The following is a 17,710-nucleotide window of genomic DNA, read 5'->3' as shown; positions in this document are numbered from 1 at the left end:
AGAGAATCCTCGCCGCCGACGAAACCGTTTGCGTAGGGATAATTGATAAAAGCGTGCCGCACCGTCGAATTGTCATAACGTGTCAATAAAGTTGCACACTGGCGTTTTGTTGCGCAAAATGCCCCCGCACTGGTGATTTAACCATGAGAAAAGTCGCGGTTATCGTCGCCGGCGTACCTGTGCCACCACTGGATAACTATTTGAAACGTCTTAAAATAAACTACATCCTCATCGGCGTTGTCACCCTGCTTCTGGCTCTCGCGCTGTGGCCCAATATCACCTGGCGCAGCGGCCAGGGTGGGCAACTCCAGGAGATCATTTCCCGCGGCGAGTTGCGTATCAGCACGCTGAACTCCCCGCTGACCTATTTCAACACCAAGCAAGGGCCGGGTGGGCTCGACTACGAACTGGCGAAGCGCTTCGCCAACTACCTCGGGGTGAAGCTGGTGGTGATCCCCCATCAGAACATCAATGACCTGTTCGACGATCTGGACGACGACGACGCCGACCTGCTGGCGGCGGGTCTGATCTACAACCAGGAGCGCCTCAGCCGCGCGCGCACCGGCCCGGCCTACTACTCCGTTTCCCAACAGCTGGTGTACCGGCTGGGCACCCCGCGGCCGAAAAGTTTCGCCGACATTAAAGGCAAGCTAGCGGTCGCTTCCGGTTCCGCGCACGTCAGCACCCTCAAGCAGCTCAAACAGGATAAATACCCGGATCTCGCCTGGGAGTCCTCCAGCGATCTCACCTCCAAAGAGCTGCTGGAGCGAGTGGCCGACGGCAAGCTGGACTACACCCTCGGCGATTCGGTGACCATCGCGCTGCTGCAGCGCATCCATCCGCAGCTGGCGGTGGCGTTCGACGTCACCGACGAAGAGCCGGTCACCTGGTATCTGAAACGCGACGGCGACGACAGCCTGTACGCGGCGATGCTGGACTTCTACAGCCAGATGGTGGACGACGGCACCCTGGCGCGGCTCGAAGAGAAATACCTCGGCCACGTCGGCAGCTTCGACTATGTGGACACCAAAACCTTCCTGTCGGCCATCGACTCGGTGCTGCCCAACTTCCGCCCGCTGTTCGAGAAGCACGCCAACGAGATCGACTGGAAGCTGCTGGCGGCGATCGCCTATCAGGAATCGCACTGGAATCCGCAGGCCACCTCACCCACCGGCGTGCGCGGCCTGATGATGCTGACCCGCGCCACCGCCGACGGCCTCGGGGTCAACGACCGCCTCGATCCGGAAGAGAGCATTCAGGGCGGCGCCCTTTACCTGCAGCGGCTGATGGCCAAGGTGCCGGACAGCGTGCCGGAAGACGAGCGCATCTGGTTCTCGCTGGCGGCCTACAACATGGGCTGGGGCCACATGCTGGACGCGCGCAAGCTGACCAAGACGCAAAAAGGCAACCCGGACAGCTGGGTCGACGTCAAACAGCGCCTGCCGATGCTCAGCCAGAAGCGCTACTACCCGCAGCTGACCTACGGCTATGCGCGCGGGCGTGAAGCCTACAACTATGTGGAAAACATCCGCCGCTACCAGGTCAGCCTGGTGGGCTATCTGCAGGAAAAAGAGAGAAAGGCGGCGCAAGCGGCCGCCGAGCAGGAGGCGTTGGGGAAAGGCTACCCGACGGTGATGCCGGAACTGGCGCTCAACTACTGATTATTCCGGCTTATCCGCCGCCCGCTGCGCCAGCCTGAGGGCTTTTTTCTGTTCGCGGCGCAGGCGGAAAAAATTGCTCAGGGTGGCGGCGCACTCCTCCGCCAGCACGCCCGAGACGATCTCCACCTGATGGTTCATGCCCGGATGGCGCAGAATGTCCACCAGCGAACCGGCCGCGCCGGTTTTCTCGTCGGCGGCGCCATACACCAACCGGCGGATGCGGCTGTGCACCATCGCCCCGGCGCACATCACGCACGGCTCCAGCGTGACGTACAGCGTGGCGTTCAGCAGACGGTAGTTTTGCAGCACCGCGCCGCCCTGGCGCAGCGCCATGATCTCGGCGTGTGCGGTAGGATCATGTCGGCCGATCGGGCGGTTCCAGCCCTCGCCGATGACCTGATTGTCCAGCACCAGCAGCGCACCCACCGGCACCTCGCCCTCTTCCTGCGCGCGCAGGGCCAGCTGCAATGCCTGACGCATCCAGTACTCATCGTTATATTCAGTCATCGCATAATTCCTCGTGCGCTTTTGCGGCGGGCATTATACACACTAGCCCTCCTTTGTCGTAGCCGCCCGCCAATGGCTATACTGGCCGAATCAGCGTGTGATTCAGGGACAAGAAGCATGAAACTCAGTAAAAAGAACGCCGTCGTGGTGCGTAAGGCGCTGGACGGCTGGGTGGGAGAAGGCGCCTTGACGCCCGCACAACGGCAGCAGCTGCTGCAGCATGTGGCCGTGCAGCCTTTCGACTGGCGGCGGCTGGCGCGCTATGCGTTTCTCGCCGCGCTGGCCTCGCTGCTGATCGCCGTCACCAGCCTGTTCGCCGACAGCGAACTGCTTGCATGGCTCAGCGGACTGTTCCGCTTCGACGCGCCGGTACGCATGGCGATCGCCGGCGTACTGGCGGCACTGGCCTACGTCTGGGCGCTGCGTCGCCGCCGGCGCCACCCGGAAAAACGCTACGGCAATGAGGCGGCGCTGTTTGTCGCCGTGTTGCTTACCGCCTGCGCCTTATGGCAACTGGGGGTCTGGCTGGATAACGGCAGCGGCCGGGTTTCCGTGCTGCTGCTGTTCGCCGCGCTGCTGTACGGCGCGATCGGCTGGTTCAGCCGCTCCGGGCTGGTGTGGTGGTTCGCCCTGCTGTCGCTCGGCAACGCCTTCGGCGCCGAGACCGGCTACCTGTCCGGCTGGGGCGCCTACTGGCTCGGCATGAGCTACCCGATTCGTTTTATCGCCTTTGGCGCGGTGCTGATCGCCGCCGCGCTGCTGCTGCGGCCGCTGTTGGCGCAACGCGGCCTGCAGCGGGTGTCGCTGGCGATGGGCCTGCTGTATCTGTTTATCGCCCTGTGGCTGCTGTCTATCTTCGGCAACTACGGCGACCTCGACAGCTGGTACCGCGCGCGCCAGATCGAGCTGTTCCACTGGAGCCTGCTGTTCGGGCTGGCCGCCCTCGCCGCCATTTGGCTGGGATTGAAGCATGACGACGCCATGCTGCGCGGCTTCGGGCTGACCTTCCTCGGCATTAACCTGTATACCCGCCTGTTCGAGTTTTTCTGGGACAGCATGCCGAAAACGATTTTTTTCGCGCTGCTCGGCCTGAGCCTGTGGGCGTTGGGGCATTATGCGGAGAAAATTTGGCAGTTGGGGCGCCAGCCGCACGACGTGACCGACGACCGATCGCGGTACTGATAAAAACAGCAAGGGCGGAATCCTCCGCCCTTGGCTTATTCCAGCTGCTGCAGCTCGCCCTGCTTACTTACCCGCCAGCGGTGCTCGCAAAAGAACAGCAGCGGATTATCCTGCTTGCTGTCGCTGTAACCGCTGTACAGCTTTAGCGGCGCGCCGAGCCGCTGCTCCAGCTGCACCACTTTTTGCGTCCCCAGGCAGCGCAGAGTCAAGACCCAACCGCCGCAGCGGCGCGTGATGCGGCTGCCGATCAACCGCACGCGCGGCAGAAACGCCGAATCGCGATACACCTGCTCCACCAGCCGTTCCGGCGAGCCGGTAATCAGCCACACTTCGGCATCGTGCTCGTCCAGATACTGCCGCAGCCGCATTTGCACCACCGGAAACGCGGTCACCTTCTGGCGAAAGGCCTCGATAAACTGCCGCTCCAGCGCCTTCAGCGTCGCTTCGGAGCGCCCGAAAGTAATCGCCCACAGCAGCAGGCTCATCGGCCAACGCGCGGCGCGCCCCAACAGCAGCAGCGCCAGGCCGATCGGCGGCAGCACCGGTATCACCAGCAGCAAGTTCAGCGGCAAACGGCGCAGCAGAAAGCGCAAGAAACTGCCGAACATATCCTCCTGATGCAGGGTGCCGTCCAGATCGAAAAAGACCACGCGGCGCCCCTCTGCGGCCGGTTGTTGCTGCTTGTCGCTCAAACGCTACTCCTCGGGATCGTTGAACCCCATCATCCAGGTGAAGAGAAAACCGGCGATAATCGTAATCAGCATCCCCGCCAGATACAACATCACCTTACCTGAGACGATGGTCAACGCCAAAGGCAGCCCCGAAATGCCGAAGGTGATGACCGTCGCCACCTTCCAGTAGCTGATCAGCGCGCCGCCGACCGCCCCGCCGAGGCAGGCGCCGATAAACGGCCGCCCCAGCGGCAACGTCACCCCGAAGATCAGCGGCTCGCCGATGCCGAGAATGCCGACCGGTAACGCCCCTTTGATCACCTTCTTCAGCCGCGCGTTGCGGGTCTTCAACAGCACCGCCAGCGCCGCCCCCACCTGCCCGACGCCGGCCATCGCCAGGATCGGCAGCAGCGGGTTGGAACCGTGCGCCTGCACCAGCTCGACGTGGATCGGCACCAGCCCCTGATGCAGGCCGGAGAGCACCAGCGGCAGGAACAGCCCCGAGAGCAGCGCCCCCACCAGCAGCCCGCCCTTGTCGATCGCCAGATTGGCGCCGTGGGCGATGGCGTCGGAGATAATGCCGCCGATCGGCTGCAGAATCAGGATCGCCAGCGAGGCGGTGACCAGCGTGGTCAGCAATGGGTTAAGGATCAGCTCGACCGATTCCGGCAGCAGCGTGCGCAGGCGTTTCTCCACCCAGCACATCAACGCCACCACCAGCAGCACGGCGATCACCCCGCCGCGCCCCGGCTGCAGCGCCTCGCCGAACAAGGTGATCTGCGCCAGCGCCGGGCTGGAGAGAATGCCGGCCATCACGCCGCCCATCGCCTGGGAGCCGCCGAACACCCGCGCGGCGTTGACCCCGACCAAAATGTTCATGATGGCGAACACCGCGCTGCCGAAGATCGCCAGCAACCCCAGCACGTTCGGGTAGTCCACCGCCAGTTGGCCGGCGATGTCGGGCCGTTTCAGCAGGTTGATGATGCCGGTGATCAGGCCCGAGGCGATAAACGCCGGGATCAGCGGAATAAAGACATCGGCCAGCTTTTTCAGCGCACCGCTCATCGGCGCAGCGTATTTTTGCTTGGCCTGCGCCTTGGTGCGGGCCGCGTCACCGACGGCGACGGCGGGCTGCGCGCTACCGCTCAGTAATGCGCGCATGGCGTCCACCACCTTGGCGGCGGCGCCCGGGCCAACGATAAACTGATGCTGCTCACCCTGTTTGATATAGCCCTTCACGCCGGACAGCTGCTTGAGAGCGGCCAGATCCAGACGCTGTTCGTCGCTGACCTCGACGCGCACCCGCGTCATGCAGTTCTCCAGTTTGAGGATATTGCCCTCGCCCCCCACGCCCGCCAGGATCTGTGTCGCCAATGCCGTTGTCTTGTCCATCGCCGCCCCCACCGTGAGTTAACGCGCCAGCGCCGCGCGCAGGTAACCGTCGTGCCGCTGCAGCCGCTGCTGCGCCTCTTCGGCGCTGACGCCGGCCAGAATCATCAGGATCGCCGGCTTGACCTCGAAGCCAGTCTGCGCCAGCGCCGCCTCCGCCTGAGCGCGTTCGGCGCCGGTGGCCTCCACCACGATGCGGCAGGCGCGATCCACCAGTTTGACGTTGGTGGCCTTCACGTCCACCATCAGGTTCTGATAGACCTTGCCCAACTTGACCATCGCGCCGGTCGACAGCATGTTGAGCACCAGCTTCTGCGCGGTGCCGGATTTCAGGCGCGTCGAACCGGTCAGCGCCTCCGACCCCACCACCGGCGAGATCGCCACCTGCGCTTCATGCGCGATCGGCGAATCCGGGTTACAGGAGATGGCCACCGTCGGGCAGCCCAACCCGCGCGCATAGCGCAGTGCGCCGATCACATAAGGCGTGCGCCCCGAGGCCGCCAACCCTACCACCATATCGACGGCGGTGAGGTTCAGCGCCCTGAGATCGGCTTCGCCCAGGGCTTCGTCGTCTTCCGCACCCTCCACCGCTTTAAGCAACGCGCCCGGCCCGCCGGCGATCAAGCCCACCACCACGCCGTGCGGCACGCCGAAGGTCGGCGGGCACTCGGAGGCATCCAACACCCCCAATCGGCCGCTGGTGCCGGCGCCCAAATAAATCAGCCGGCCGCCGGCCTTCAACGCCGCCGCCGCCAAATCGACCGCCTGCGCGATCGCCGGCAGCACCTTTTCGATCGCCTCCGGCACCTTGCGGTCTTCCTGGTTAAAGCAGCGGACCATCTCCAGCGTCGACATCTCATCCAGCCCCATGGTGGCCGGGTTGCGGGTTTCCGATACCAGTGCGCCTAAGTTCATCTGTTCACCTTTGAATTTTTAATTCACAAAATTAAATCAATATTTGAATATTTTATTCAACAAAGCGAGCGCTATTTGCTATTTTAACGACGAGCTCACAAAAATTTTCACCGCGCGTTTTCGCCGCCTGCATGGCAAAATGGCCGCTGGTTTCCAGGGAAAGATCAATGAGTACCCTTCTGCGCATACGCCAAATGTATCCGACACTGGCGCAAAACGACCGCAAGCTGGCGGACTTTTTGCTGAACAACGCCGAGCAGGCGCGCCATCTCAGCTCGCAAAAGCTGGCCGAGCTGGCCGGCATCAGCCAGTCGAGCGTGGTCAAGTTCGCCCAAAAGCTGGGCTATAAGGGCTTTCCGGCGCTGAAACTGGCGCTGAGCGAGACGCTGGCCCAGCCGCAGGCCGAGCCGGTAGTGACCGTTCACAACCACATCCTCAGCAGCGACACGCTTAAAATCGTCGGTGAAAAACTGCTGGCGGAAAAGCAGGCGGCGCTGCGCGCGACGCTGGACATCAACAGCGAAGAGCGGCTGCATCAGGCGCTGGACATGCTGCGCCAGGCGCGCCGGGTCATGCTGATCGGCATCGGCGCCTCCGGGCTGGTGGCCAAGGATTTCTCCTTCAAACTGCTGAAAATCGGCGTGATGGCAGTGGCCGAAGCGGACATGCACGTCCAGCTGGCGGCGGTTCAGGCGCTGGACAAACGCGATCTGCTGCTGGCTATCTCTTTCAGCGGCGAACGGCGTGAAATCAATCTGGCGGCGGAAGAGGCGCGCCAGGCCGGCGCCAGGGTGCTGGCGCTGACCAGCTTCTCTCCCAACGGCCTGCAGCAGCGCGCGGACCACTGCCTCTATACCATCGCCGAAGAGCCCCATACCCGCAGCGCGGCCATCTCTTCCAGCACGGCCCAGTACGCCCTCACCGACCTGCTGTTTATGGCGCTGATCCAGCACGATCTCGATCATGCCCGCGATCGCATCAAACACAGCGAACAGTTAATGAAAAAGCTGGTTTAACCGGTATAATGCCGCTGCGAAAATACCCCTGTTAATAATGAGAGATACATCATGGCCCTGCTAATCACACGCAAATGCATCAACTGCGATATGTGCGAGCCGGAATGCCCAAACCAGGCGATTTCGATGGGCGATGAGATTTATCAGATCGATACCGATCGCTGCACCGAGTGCGTCGGCCATTACGATACGCCGACCTGCCAGCAGGTTTGCCCGATCGACAACACCATCATCACCGATCCGCAGCATCGTGAGACCAACGAACAGCTGTGGGACAAGTTCGTGGTGCTGCACCACGCCGATCGCATTTAATTTGCCGCAGGACTGACAAGGGCGCCACAGGCGCCCTTGCTATTTTCAGCTTTCGACGATCACCGTCGCGCAGGCGTAGCGCCGTTCGTCGGCCAGCGAAACGTGGATCGCGGTGACCCCCATCTCCCCGGCCAGCTCGGCGGCGCGGCCGTGCAAACGAATATTCGGCTTGCCCAGCGCATCGTTGAACACTTCGAACTGGTTGAATGCCAGGCCGTTGCGAATGCCGGTGCCGAACGCCTTGGCGGCGGCCTCTTTCACCGCGAAACGTTTGGCCAGAAAGCGAATCGGCTGCTGGTGCTGCTGATACAGCGCCCACTCGGCGTCGCTCAGCACGCGGCGCGCCAGGCGATCGCCGCTGCGCTCCACCACCGCTTCGATACGCGCCATCTCAACGATGTCGGTTCCCAGCCCGAGCACCGCCATTACCGGCGCGCTTCCCGCATCAGCACTTTCATGTCGGCAACCGCGGCCGGCAGCCCGCTCATCACCGCCTGGCCGATAATCGCATGGCCGATGTTCAGCTCGTGCATCTCCGGCAGCGCGGCGATCGGCTGCACGTTGTGGTAGGTCAGGCCGTGGCCGGCGTTGACCTTCAGCCCTTTCTCGGCCGCGTAGGCGGCGGCTACAGCGATGCGGCGCAGCTCGGCCTGTACCGCCAGCTCGCCCTGCGCTTCGGCGTAGGCGCCGGTGTGGATTTCGATATAGGGTGCGCCCACCGCCACCGCCGCGTCAATCTGACGATGATCGGGATCGATGAACAGCGAGACCAAAATGCCCGCCTGCGCCAAGCGCTCGACCGCCACGCTCATTTTGTCCAGCTGGCCGGCGACGTCCAGGCCGCCTTCGGTGGTCACTTCTTCGCGCTTCTCCGGCACCAGGCAGCAGAAATGCGGCTTCAGCTCAATGGCGATGTCCAGCATCTCGTCGGTCACCGCCATCTCCAGATTCATGCGCGTCTGGATGGTCTGGCGCAGCAGGCGCACGTCGCGGTCGGTGATGTGGCGGCGATCTTCGCGCAGATGCACGGTAATGCCGTCGGCTCCCGCCTGTTCGGCAATGAATGCCGCCTGAACCGGATCCGGGTATTGGGTTCCGCGCGCGTTACGTAACGTGGCGATGTGATCGATATTGACGCCCAGCAGCAAATCAGCCATGACAACCTCTAAATACGATTTTCAGTGCCAGCAGTTTACACGCGGGCGCAAGGCGGCAAAAGGGGAAAAGGTCAGGCGTCGTCGACCGGCGTATTCGGCTGCTTACGCACGAACTGGCGGAACAGTTCGCGGCTCTTCAACGGCTTGCCGCCTAGATAGGGTTTCAGCGCCATGCGGGTGAAACGCTTGGCGGCGCGCAGCGTCTCGGCATCGGGAAACTGCCGCTCCGCCAGCGCGCGCAATTCGCGCCCGGTGAAGCTGTAGTGATCCACCACCAGGCTGGCGATGAAGCCTTTCTCTTCGCGATAGCGATAGGTCATGGCGTCATCCACCGGCAGGCCGCTGCCGGCGCAGTGCAGGAAATCGAGGCCGTAGCCCAGGTGGTGCAGCAAGGCCAGCTCGAACTGACGCAGCGCCTGCTCCGGCGAGCTGTCTTCCGCCGCCAGCGCCTGCAGGCATTGCAGATAGTCGAAGAACAGCACCGAGTAGTTGGTTTCCTGCTCGAGCACGCGCGCCAGCAGTTCGTTCACGTACAGGCCGCTGTACAGCATCATGCCGCTGAGGGGTAAACCGAGGGAGACCGCTTCGGCGTTGCGCAGCGTTTTCACTTCGCCGCGGCCGCCCCAGCGCACTAACAGGGGGGTAAAGGGCTGCAGACAACCCTTGAGATTGGAGCGGCGGCTGCGCGCGCCTTTCGCCAGCAAGCGCACCCGCCCATGACCTTCGGTAAACAGATCCAGCATCAGACTGGTTTCACTGTACGGCCGCCCATGCAGGACGAAAGCGCGCTCCCAGCCGTCCACGGATCGTTACTTCAGATCGTCAACATAGCCCAGGCTGCGCAGCGCACGTTCGTCGTCCGCCCAACCGGATTTCACTTTCACCCACAGCTCGAGATGCACTTTGGCGTCGAACATCTGTTCCATGTCCTGGCGCGCTTCGATGCCGATGGTTTTGATCTTGGCGCCTTTGTTGCCGATGACCATTTTCTTCTGGCCTTCGCGCTCAACCAGGATCAGGCCGTGCACATCGTAGCCGCCGCGATCGTTGGCCACGAACTGTTCGATTTCTACCGTCACCGAGTACGGCAGCTCTTCGCCCAGGAAACGCATCAGCTTCTCGCGGATGATCTCGGAGGCCATAAAGCGCTGTGAGCGATCGGTGATGTAGTCTTCCGGGAAGTGGTGTTCCGCTTCCGGCAGCAGCTTGCGCACGATGCCGGCGATGGTGTCGACGTTCATGCCTTTTTCGGCGGAGATAGGTACCACATCGAGGAAGTTCATCTGCTGGCTGAGGAACGCGATGTGCGGCAACAGCTTGGATTTGTCGGTGACGTTATCGACCTTGTTGATCGCCAGCAATACCGGGCAGCGCAGGCTGCGCAGCTTGTTGACCACCATTTCGTCGTCGGCGGTCCAGTTGGTGCCTTCGACCACGAAGATCACCAGTTCGACGTCGCCGATCGAGCTGCTGGCCGCGCGATTCATCAAGCGGTTGATGGCGCGTTTTTCTTCGATGTGCAGCCCAGGGGTGTCGACGTAGATCGCCTGATAGGCGCCATCGGTGTCGATGCCCATGATGCGGTGACGGGTCGTCTGCGGCTTACGCGACGTAATGGAAACCTTCTGCCCCAGCAGTTGGTTCAGCAACGTCGATTTGCCCACGTTCGGACGGCCGACGATGGCGATAAACCCGCAGTGTTGTTTTACTTCGCTCATTCAAGCTCCAGCTTTTTCAGCGCTTGTTCCGCTGCCGCCTGCTCGGCTTTACGGCGGCTCGAGCCGGTGCCCACCACGGGCTCGCTCAAACCACTCACCTGGCAGTGGATGGTAAACTCTTGGTCGTGCGCTTCACCGCGAACCTGCACTACCAAATAAGAAGGCAACGGCAGATGACGCCCCTGCAAAAACTCCTGCAAACGGGTTTTCGGGTCTTTCTGCTTATCACCGGGGCTGATTTCGTCCAACCGGCTGCGATACCAGTCCAAAATCAGACGCTCGACGGTCTGGATATCACTGTCCAGGAACACGCCGCCGATCAATGCCTCCACCGTATCCGCCAGGATTGACTCGCGGCGGAACCCACCACTTTTCAATTCGCCCGGCCCAAGCCGCAGACATTCGCCCAGGTCAAACTCGCGCGCCATCTCCGCCAGCGTGTTGCCGCGCACCAGCGTGGCGCGCATGCGGCTCATATCGCCCTCGTCGACGCGAGGAAAGCGGTGATAGAGCGCATTGGCGATGACAAAGCTCAGAATCGAGTCACCCAGAAACTCAAGACGTTCATTGTGTTTACTGCTGGCGCTGCGGTGAGTCAAAGCCTGCAGTAAAAGCTCCTGCTGTTGAAAAGTGTAGCCCAGCTTCCGCTGCAGCCTGTTTATTACGATGGGGTTCATGAGTTACCAATAGATCAAGAATGCGTCAAAAACTTGCAGTATACGGAACAGGCCTGCTTCGCCGAAAGCCGATCCAAAGCTGTTTCGTTTGCAGTGGCTCCCAGCAGGGGCCAACTTTTTATCGCTCGAGAAAGTATTCTACAACGAGTGGAAACATAATGCTGTGTTTTATATCCCCTTAATCTTTCACGCCGCAGTAGGCTGCGGCGTGAAAATAACAGGGAATCAGTCAGCGATTAATGAATGCCGCCGATCCGGCTGAAACGCACGCCGGTAGGCCACTCACCTTCCTGCTTTTCAAAGCTCATCCAGATGGCCGTGGCTTTACCCACCAGATTCTTCTCCGGCACAAAGCCCCAGTAACGGCTGTCCGCGCTGTTGTCGCGGTTGTCGCCCATCATGAAGTAATGCCCGGCCGGCACCACCCACTCCGCCAGCGGTTTGCCCGGCTGTTGGTAGTAAGCGCCCACCCGATCCTGCGCGTCCGGCACGGTCAGGATACGATGCGTGACGTTGCCGAGGCTTTCCTGGCGCTCGCGCATGCGAATGCCGCCCGGCGGCACGTTATCGCTCAGCGGGATCTGGTAGAAGCCGTTGCTGGCCTCGCCCATGCCGCTGCGGCTGAACAACTGCACGAAGTCGCTCGGCTGCGCGTCGGCGTAGGTCACCGCCAGCGCGGTATCGCAGGACTGCCCACTGTTGCAGGACGGCTGCACGGTAACACGCTTATTCACCGGATCGTAAGTAATACGGTCGCCCGGCAGGCCAATCACGCGTTTGATATAATCCAGTTTCGGATCCAGCGGATATTTAAATACCGCAATATCGCCGCGCTTCGGATGGCCGGTTTCAATGAGCGTGGTCTGGGTAATCGGATCTTTAATGCCGTAGGCATATTTCTCCACCAGAATGAAATCGCCAATCAACAGCGTCGGCATCATTGAGCCGGACGGGATCTGGAACGGCTCGTAAATAAACGAACGCACCACAAAGACCAGCAGCAATACCGGGAACACCGATGCGCCGGTCTCCACCCAGCCGGGCTGCTTCGCCACTTTCGCCAGCGTTTTATCGTCTACGGCGCCCGCGGTCTGTGCGTTGACCGCCGCGATCTTCGCGCGGCGGGCCGGCGCCCATTTGAAGCGCTCGAAGCACCAGATGATCCCGGTGACCAGGGTGGCCAACGCCAGGATCAGGGCAAACATATTCGCCATGCAAACTCCCTCGTTTCGCGAACTCGTCGCGGTTACTTGCCGTCTTTACCGACGTGCAGAATGGCCAGGAACGCTTCCTGCGGCAGTTCGACGTTGCCGACCTGCTTCATGCGTTTCTTACCGTCTTTCTGTTTCTGCAGCAGCTTTTTCTTACGGCTGACGTCACCGCCGTAGCATTTCGCCAGCACGTTTTTACGCAGTTGCTTCACGGTGGAACGCGCGATGATGTGCGTGCCGATCGCCGCCTGAATCGCGATGTCGAACTGCTGACGCGGGATCAGATCTTTCATCTTCTCCACCAACTCACGGCCGCGATACTGCGAGTTGTCGCGGTGAGTGATCAGCGCCAGCGCATCCACGCGCTCGTTGTTGATCAGCACGTCCACGCGCACCATGTCGGAGGCCTGGAAGCGCTTGAAGTTGTAATCCAGCGACGCATAGCCGCGCGACGTGGACTTCAGGCGGTCGAAGAAGTCGAGCACCACTTCCGCCATCGGGATTTCATAGGTCAACGCCACCTGGTTGCCGTGGTAGACCATGTTGGTCTGCACGCCTCGTTTCTCAACGCACAGGGTGATGACGTTACCCAGGTATTCCTGCGGCATCAGCATGTGACATTCGGCGATCGGCTCGCGCAGCTCCTGGATGTTGTTCAACGGCGGCAGCTTGGACGGGCTGTCGACGTAGATCACTTCTTTGCCGGTGGTTTCCACTTCGTAGACGACCGTCGGCGCGGTGGTGATCAGATCCAGATCGTATTCACGCTCCAGACGCTCCTGAATGATCTCCATGTGCAGCAGGCCGAGGAAGCCGCAGCGGAAGCCGAAGCCCAGCGCGGTGGAGCTTTCCGGCTCGTAGAACAGGGAAGCGTCGTTGAGGCTCAGCTTGCCCAGCGCATCGCGGAAGGACTCATAATCGTCGGAGCTGATCGGGAACAGACCGGCGTACACCTGCGGCTTCACTTTCTTGAAGCCCGGCAGCGCTTTATCCGCCGGCTGACGCGCCTGCGTCAGGGTATCGCCCACCGGCGCGCCGAGGATGTCTTTGATCGCACAGACCAGCCAGCCCACTTCGCCGCAGTTCAGCACGTCGCGATCGACCTGCTTCGGCGTGAAGATGCCCAGGCGGTCGGCGTTGTACACCTGGCCGGTGCTCATGACCTTGATCTTGTCGCCCTTGCGCAGCGTGCCGTTCTTGACGCGCACCAGAGACACGACGCCCAGGTAGTTATCGAACCAGGAGTCGATGATCAGCGCCTGCAGCGGCGCATCGGGATCGCCCTGCGGCGGCGGGATGTCGCGCACCAGGCGCTCCAGCACGTCGGGCACGCCGACGCCGGTTTTGGCCGAGCAGCGCACCGCATCGGTGGCGTCGATGCCGACGATGTCTTCAATTTCCTGTGCGGCGCGATCCGGATCGGCGGCCGGCAGGTCGATTTTGTTCAGCACCGGCACCACTTCCAGATCCATTTCGATCGCGGTGTAGCAGTTGGCCAGTGTCTGGGCTTCGACGCCCTGACCGGCGTCCACCACCAGCAGCGCGCCTTCGCAGGCCGCCAGCGAGCGGGAAACTTCATAGGAGAAGTCAACGTGGCCGGGGGTGTCGATAAAGTTGAGTTGATAGGTCTGCCCATCCAGCGCCTTATAATCCAGCGTCACGCTCTGCGCTTTGATGGTGATGCCGCGTTCGCGCTCCAGATCCATGGAATCGAGCACCTGCGCGGCCATTTCACGGTCAGACAAGCCGCCGCAGATTTGGATAATGCGGTCAGACAGCGTCGACTTACCGTGGTCAATATGGGCAATAATGGAGAAATTTCGTATATGCTTCATTATAAAAGTTTTTCTGCCTTGGTATTTCTGAATTACTCGCCTATAGAAACCCGCATGGACCTAAAGCGACAGTGAATGGGTTAGGCCGTCTTGCACCTGAATCGCTGCATTCTACATGCCACACCACTGAAAACCTAGCGATCGGTGCAGTGAAGGCATTCTATTATGCGCCGCTAAATGTTACAGGGCGCCCCGGCGGGTGAAAACAGATGTTAACGCGGACGATACGGCCTGAACCCAAGGCTTGCCGGTGATTCGTGGCCGCCAAACTCCGGCGCTAATACATAACCGGCCGCAGCGCAATAAACCCTCTCCGAAATTATAAAAAAAGAATATTTGGATCAACCTCTTAGATTTCCATCTCACCCATCTTCCTTTAGGAAAAACCCCATATACGTCACCACCGCCCCTCGGATAGAAAGGGCATGAACTCCGCGACAAAACATTATTCAGGGCACTACATCGGCAGCCCACCGGGGTTCACCAGCATATCTGCGTACGTTGATTGGAAGGTGCATTATGATCGATAAAGGGCAAATGCTGAGCCGGCACGATTTTTCAAAGGTCAACTGGGGCATTCTGGCGGCGGCGGCGCTGCTGTTTAGCGCGGGGGCGGCGCTGTTGGTGCTACCGCTGCTGAGCAGCATTGATGAGAGCGAGGTCATCACGCTATTGCAGGCCGGCGCGGGCACGATTTTACTCGGTTGTACGCTGCTGGCGCTGCGGCATTATCTGCGTCCGACGCTGACCTATCGCCTGTACGAGCACGGCGTGCGGGTCTTTGACGGCCACCATCACAAAGAGCGCTTCATCCCGTTTGAGAAGATCGGCGATATCTATCGCTTTCGCGGCGGCCAGGCTTTTGGCGGGCTGTTTGACGTCACGGCGTTCCGCGCCGGCGTGGATCAGCCCTGGTGTACGGTTTTCAGCAATGTCGCCCATTCGTGGCGGCTGGCAGACGTGATCGTCGACCAACAGCTGCAGCAGCGCGGGCCGCTGGCGCTGAATGCGCTCTATCAAGGGGAGACGGTGTCGTTTCACACCGTTGAGGGCGACGCGCGCTGGCTGTGGCAACTGCTGCTCGGCAAGCGGCAAGGCACGCCGACCGAAACGCTGCGGCTGAGCGCCACCTTGCTGACCACGGAGCGGGGCAACGTGCCGCTCGAGCAGATCCGCGCGGTGGAAAACCATCCGCAGCGCGGCATCCGCTTGCTCGACGGCCAGGGAAATGTGCTGTTCGCGATTAACTACGATTCGCTGCTCAGCGCCGATCTGTTCATCGCGCTCCTTGAGCATATGATCCACAACCGCATCCCCGCCTATCACAACCCGGCGATGACGCGGCCGCCGGTTTAAATCAGCGGGGAATTTTCCGCCTGCATGCGCATCGCGGTAGGCGGCAACCCAATCTGCAGCACCACCGGCTGGTAATCGGCCTGCTCACCCAGACGCCGAGCCAACCGGCGCGCCAGCATAAAGGCCGCCCCGCCGCCCAGTATGGCGCCGACGGCCGCCGAGGCGTCGCTGCCGAAACAATATTGCAGCAACGTGCCGCCCAGCATCATGCCCAGCAGCGGCGTCAGGTAAACCAGCATGGCGGAGCGCAGCAGGCTGCCTTCCGCAATGCCGACCTCGACGCGCTGCCCCGGTTCGAGCGGCTGATCGATATGCACCTGGAGCTGATGCTCGGTTTCCGGCACCAGCTCGTTCAGCGCGCGCGCGCCGCAGCCGGAACGCGCGGTGCAGCTGCCGCAGCCGGCCTTGGGTTCACAGCGCAGCAGCGCTACGCCCTGTTGCCACGAAACCACCGTGGCCCACTCTTTCATCATTGCGGCGATACCTTGAAAGAAATGCTGTCGGCGATGCGCTTGGCCGTAGCCGGCGGCAATTCGCCCACGATAGTGATTTCGTTGCCCGCGCGCACTTCAGTCTGAATGGTGCGGCGCCCCTGACGGTAGTATTGCTGCCCGGCTCCGCTGCCCGCCGGGCTGACGTTGACCGAGAAGCTGAACAGGCCGTCGCTGTAGAGCCGGGATTCAACCGGCACGGCGACGTTCGGCAATTTGCGGCGATTGCGCGCCACCTCGTCCACCCCGGCCGGCAGCCAGCCGGTGCTCCAGCTGAGCTTGACGTTTTCCACCGCCGGCAGCGACAACAGCGGCGGCAGGTTGGCTTTGAGCAGCCCCTGCATCGCGCCCTGCACGTCGGCGCCGACCGCGAAGGAGATCACCCGATATTGCTCCAGCGTTTCGCCGTCGCGATCGAGCAGATCCACCCGCAGCGGCAGCTTGGTGTCCTCGTCCATCCAGACGATATAGCTGTAGCGGGAACCGTCGCGCGCCACCACGCGCAGCACTTCACACGGCCGATCGGCGATGCGGGTGCTGCCCACGGAGATAAAGTCGTAGTACTTGGCCAGGCGGGTGAAATCGGCATAGACGATCGCCGGCAGCGCATCGACGATGTGATCGCCGGTGAGCGTGAACGGCTCCAGGCCAGGCTCGAAGTAGCTGATCCCGCCGCCGCGCTGCAACACTTCGCGGCGCGGGCCGTCCATATGCAGCAGCTGGCCGAGCGGCACGTTGCCGATCACCGCATGGCGATAGCGCAACGACTCGATTCCCTGCTTGCTGATGCTGATGTAGGCGAGCTCGTAATTGAGAGAACGGCTGGCGCTGCTCATCTGTTGCAATAACGCCCCGGACGCAGTTGGCTGCGCCGGGGCGATGCTGGAATAGAGCAGGCTGCCCGTCAATAAACAAACGGAGAACCAGATTTGCTTCATTACTGCTGTTGCATTCCTAAAGACTGAGTTCCGGGAACCTGAATGGCGGCCTGTTGCGGGTTGCCTTGCTCAAGCTGCAGCTGATCCGAATGCAGGCGACGTTGCAGTTCATAGTCCTGCAGCATGGCGTTGATACGCTTGCGCTGTTCCTGCACCTGCTGCTGTTGGCCGCTGCCGGTGGAGAAACTGTCGGCCGGGACGCCCAGGCTGACCGGCGAGGCCTGGCCCATGATCGGCAGCGTGGTGAAGGCCGGCGATTCGGACGCATTCGATGGCGCAGAAGGCTGGTTGTACTGCTGCACGCCGACGATCACCGCCAGCGACACGCAGGCCGCCATACCGATTTGCGTAATCTGGCTCGCCCAGGGACGCACTTTGTCCCAGAACGGCATTTTCTGCCAGGTGTGAGGCTGCGGCTGAGATTCCTGAACGGCGGAAGGCACCAGCCGGGCGGGTTCTTTCTCAAGTGCAGCGGCTACGCGATCGGCGATGTCGAGATGCATCACTTGCCCGACATCACCTCGCAGTGTGTCACGTATCAGGTGATAGCTCTGCCAGCTTTGTTGAAGCGTTCGATCTTGCGACAGAGAACTCAACAGCTCGCTGTCGAACGATTCACCATCCATCAGAGCGGAAAGCTTTTCTTTCTGCATGCCTAAGTACCCTTCCTGTGC

19 protein-coding genes are annotated in these 17,710 nt (G+C 61.5%); 5 read left to right on the top strand and 14 right to left on the bottom strand.

The genetic code is table 11. The features are described 5' to 3' along the window. The first annotated feature begins 200 nt into the window (after positions 1–200). Entirely contained in the window at positions 201–1,661 is a 1,461-nt protein-coding gene (mltF, locus tag ACJ8MK_RS14920) for a membrane-bound lytic murein transglycosylase MltF (protein ID WP_004941352.1), read from the top strand. On the opposite strand, the gene tadA is transcribed toward mltF, so the two are convergent. Next, entirely contained in the window at positions 1,662–2,168 is a 507-nt protein-coding gene (tadA, locus tag ACJ8MK_RS14915) for a tRNA adenosine(34) deaminase TadA (protein ID WP_033648933.1), read from the bottom strand. Positions 2,169–2,285: 117 nt separating this feature from the next. Here tadA and ACJ8MK_RS14910 point away from each other — a divergent pair, with 117 nt between their 5' ends. Beyond that, positions 2,286–3,350, top strand: a complete 1,065-nt coding sequence (locus ACJ8MK_RS14910) for a DUF2157 domain-containing protein (RefSeq protein ID WP_033648934.1) — start codon at positions 2,286–2,288, stop codon at positions 3,348–3,350. A gap of 35 nt (positions 3,351–3,385) precedes the next feature. Here ACJ8MK_RS14910 and yfhb read toward each other — a convergent pair whose 3' ends face one another. The 3 genes from yfhb to murQ are packed head-to-tail and all read right to left on the bottom strand — an operon-like array spanning position 3,386 to position 6,325. Further along, positions 3,386–4,042 (bottom strand): phosphatidylglycerophosphatase C, encoded by a 657-nt coding sequence (gene yfhb, locus ACJ8MK_RS14905; RefSeq protein WP_103799209.1) that lies wholly within the window; start codon positions 4,040–4,042, stop codon positions 3,386–3,388. Positions 4,043–4,045: 3 nt separating this feature from the next. Then, positions 4,046–5,413 carry a PTS transporter subunit EIIC gene (locus ACJ8MK_RS14900; protein ID WP_033635619.1) on the bottom strand — a complete coding sequence of 456 codons (1,368 nt, stop codon included), beginning with the start codon at positions 5,411–5,413 and terminating at the stop codon, positions 4,046–4,048. A gap of 18 nt (positions 5,414–5,431) precedes the next feature. Continuing rightward, positions 5,432–6,325 carry an N-acetylmuramic acid 6-phosphate etherase gene (gene murQ, locus ACJ8MK_RS14895; protein ID WP_440481744.1) on the bottom strand — a complete coding sequence of 298 codons (894 nt, stop codon included), beginning with the start codon at positions 6,323–6,325 and terminating at the stop codon, positions 5,432–5,434. A gap of 167 nt (positions 6,326–6,492) precedes the next feature. On the opposite strand from murQ, the gene ACJ8MK_RS14890 reads away from it, so the two are divergent. Then, positions 6,493–7,341: a MurR/RpiR family transcriptional regulator gene (locus tag ACJ8MK_RS14890; protein ID WP_033635621.1), complete on the top strand. Its 849-nt coding sequence runs from the start codon at positions 6,493–6,495 to the stop codon at positions 7,339–7,341. Positions 7,342–7,392: 51 nt separating this feature from the next. Then, positions 7,393–7,653 (top strand): YfhL family 4Fe-4S dicluster ferredoxin, encoded by a 261-nt coding sequence (locus ACJ8MK_RS14885; RefSeq protein ID WP_033632309.1) that lies wholly within the window; start codon positions 7,393–7,395, stop codon positions 7,651–7,653. Positions 7,654–7,698: 45 nt separating this feature from the next. Here ACJ8MK_RS14885 and acpS read toward each other — a convergent pair whose 3' ends face one another. The 7 genes from acpS to lepA form a co-directional block, all read right to left on the bottom strand. After that, positions 7,699–8,079, bottom strand: coding sequence for a holo-ACP synthase (gene acpS / locus ACJ8MK_RS14880; protein WP_004929169.1), 381 nt, complete (start codon positions 8,077–8,079; stop codon positions 7,699–7,701). Next, a complete protein-coding gene (gene pdxJ / locus ACJ8MK_RS14875; RefSeq protein WP_025303943.1) occupies positions 8,079–8,810 on the bottom strand; it encodes a pyridoxine 5'-phosphate synthase in 732 nt (243 codons plus the stop codon). The genes acpS and pdxJ overlap by 1 nt, the downstream gene beginning before the upstream one ends. Before the next feature lie 71 nt (positions 8,811–8,881). Then, a complete protein-coding gene (gene recO, locus ACJ8MK_RS14870) occupies positions 8,882–9,613 on the bottom strand; it encodes a DNA repair protein RecO (protein WP_004929165.1) in 732 nt (243 codons plus the stop codon). Positions 9,614–9,619: 6 nt separating this feature from the next. Further along, the gene (era, locus tag ACJ8MK_RS14865) at positions 9,620–10,528 is read right to left on the bottom strand and encodes a GTPase Era (protein WP_004929162.1); all 909 of its coding nucleotides are present in this window, start codon (positions 10,526–10,528) and stop codon (positions 9,620–9,622) included. After that, positions 10,525–11,205: a ribonuclease III gene (rnc, locus tag ACJ8MK_RS14860; protein ID WP_004929158.1), complete on the bottom strand. Its 681-nt coding sequence runs from the start codon at positions 11,203–11,205 to the stop codon at positions 10,525–10,527. The genes era and rnc overlap by 4 nt, the downstream gene beginning before the upstream one ends. A gap of 236 nt (positions 11,206–11,441) precedes the next feature. Next, positions 11,442–12,419: a signal peptidase I gene (lepB, locus tag ACJ8MK_RS14855; protein WP_033635624.1), complete on the bottom strand. Its 978-nt coding sequence runs from the start codon at positions 12,417–12,419 to the stop codon at positions 11,442–11,444. Between the two features lie 32 nt (positions 12,420–12,451). Then, positions 12,452–14,251, bottom strand: coding sequence for a translation elongation factor 4 (lepA, locus tag ACJ8MK_RS14850; protein WP_033648940.1), 1,800 nt, complete (start codon positions 14,249–14,251; stop codon positions 12,452–12,454). A gap of 519 nt (positions 14,252–14,770) precedes the next feature. Here lepA and ACJ8MK_RS14845 point away from each other — a divergent pair. Continuing rightward, positions 14,771–15,607, top strand: coding sequence for a hypothetical protein (locus ACJ8MK_RS14845; RefSeq protein WP_442517855.1), 837 nt, complete (start codon positions 14,771–14,773; stop codon positions 15,605–15,607). Here ACJ8MK_RS14845 and rseC read toward each other — a convergent pair. The 3 genes from rseC to rseA are packed head-to-tail and all read right to left on the bottom strand — an operon-like array spanning position 15,604 to position 17,689. After that, the gene (rseC, locus tag ACJ8MK_RS14840) at positions 15,604–16,080 is read right to left on the bottom strand and encodes a SoxR-reducing system protein RseC (RefSeq protein WP_442517854.1); all 477 of its coding nucleotides are present in this window, start codon (positions 16,078–16,080) and stop codon (positions 15,604–15,606) included. The genes ACJ8MK_RS14845 and rseC overlap by 4 nt on opposite strands. Then, the gene (rseB, locus tag ACJ8MK_RS14835; RefSeq protein WP_033635628.1) at positions 16,077–17,036 is read right to left on the bottom strand and encodes a sigma-E factor regulatory protein RseB; all 960 of its coding nucleotides are present in this window, start codon (positions 17,034–17,036) and stop codon (positions 16,077–16,079) included. Before rseB ends, rseC begins: the two co-directional genes overlap by 4 nt. Continuing rightward, the gene (gene rseA, locus ACJ8MK_RS14830; RefSeq protein ID WP_016929795.1) at positions 17,036–17,689 is read right to left on the bottom strand and encodes an anti-sigma-E factor RseA; all 654 of its coding nucleotides are present in this window, start codon (positions 17,687–17,689) and stop codon (positions 17,036–17,038) included. The genes rseB and rseA overlap by 1 nt, the downstream gene beginning before the upstream one ends. Positions 17,690–17,710: the final 21 nt, after the last annotated feature.

The organism is Serratia sp. CY38905 (assembly GCF_052168875.1).
GTDB classification, from domain to species: Bacteria; Pseudomonadota; Gammaproteobacteria; order Enterobacterales; family Enterobacteriaceae; genus Serratia; species Serratia sarumanii.
The sequence above is the reverse complement of the archived record's forward strand: the minus strand, read 5'-3'. Positions and strand labels throughout refer to the sequence as shown.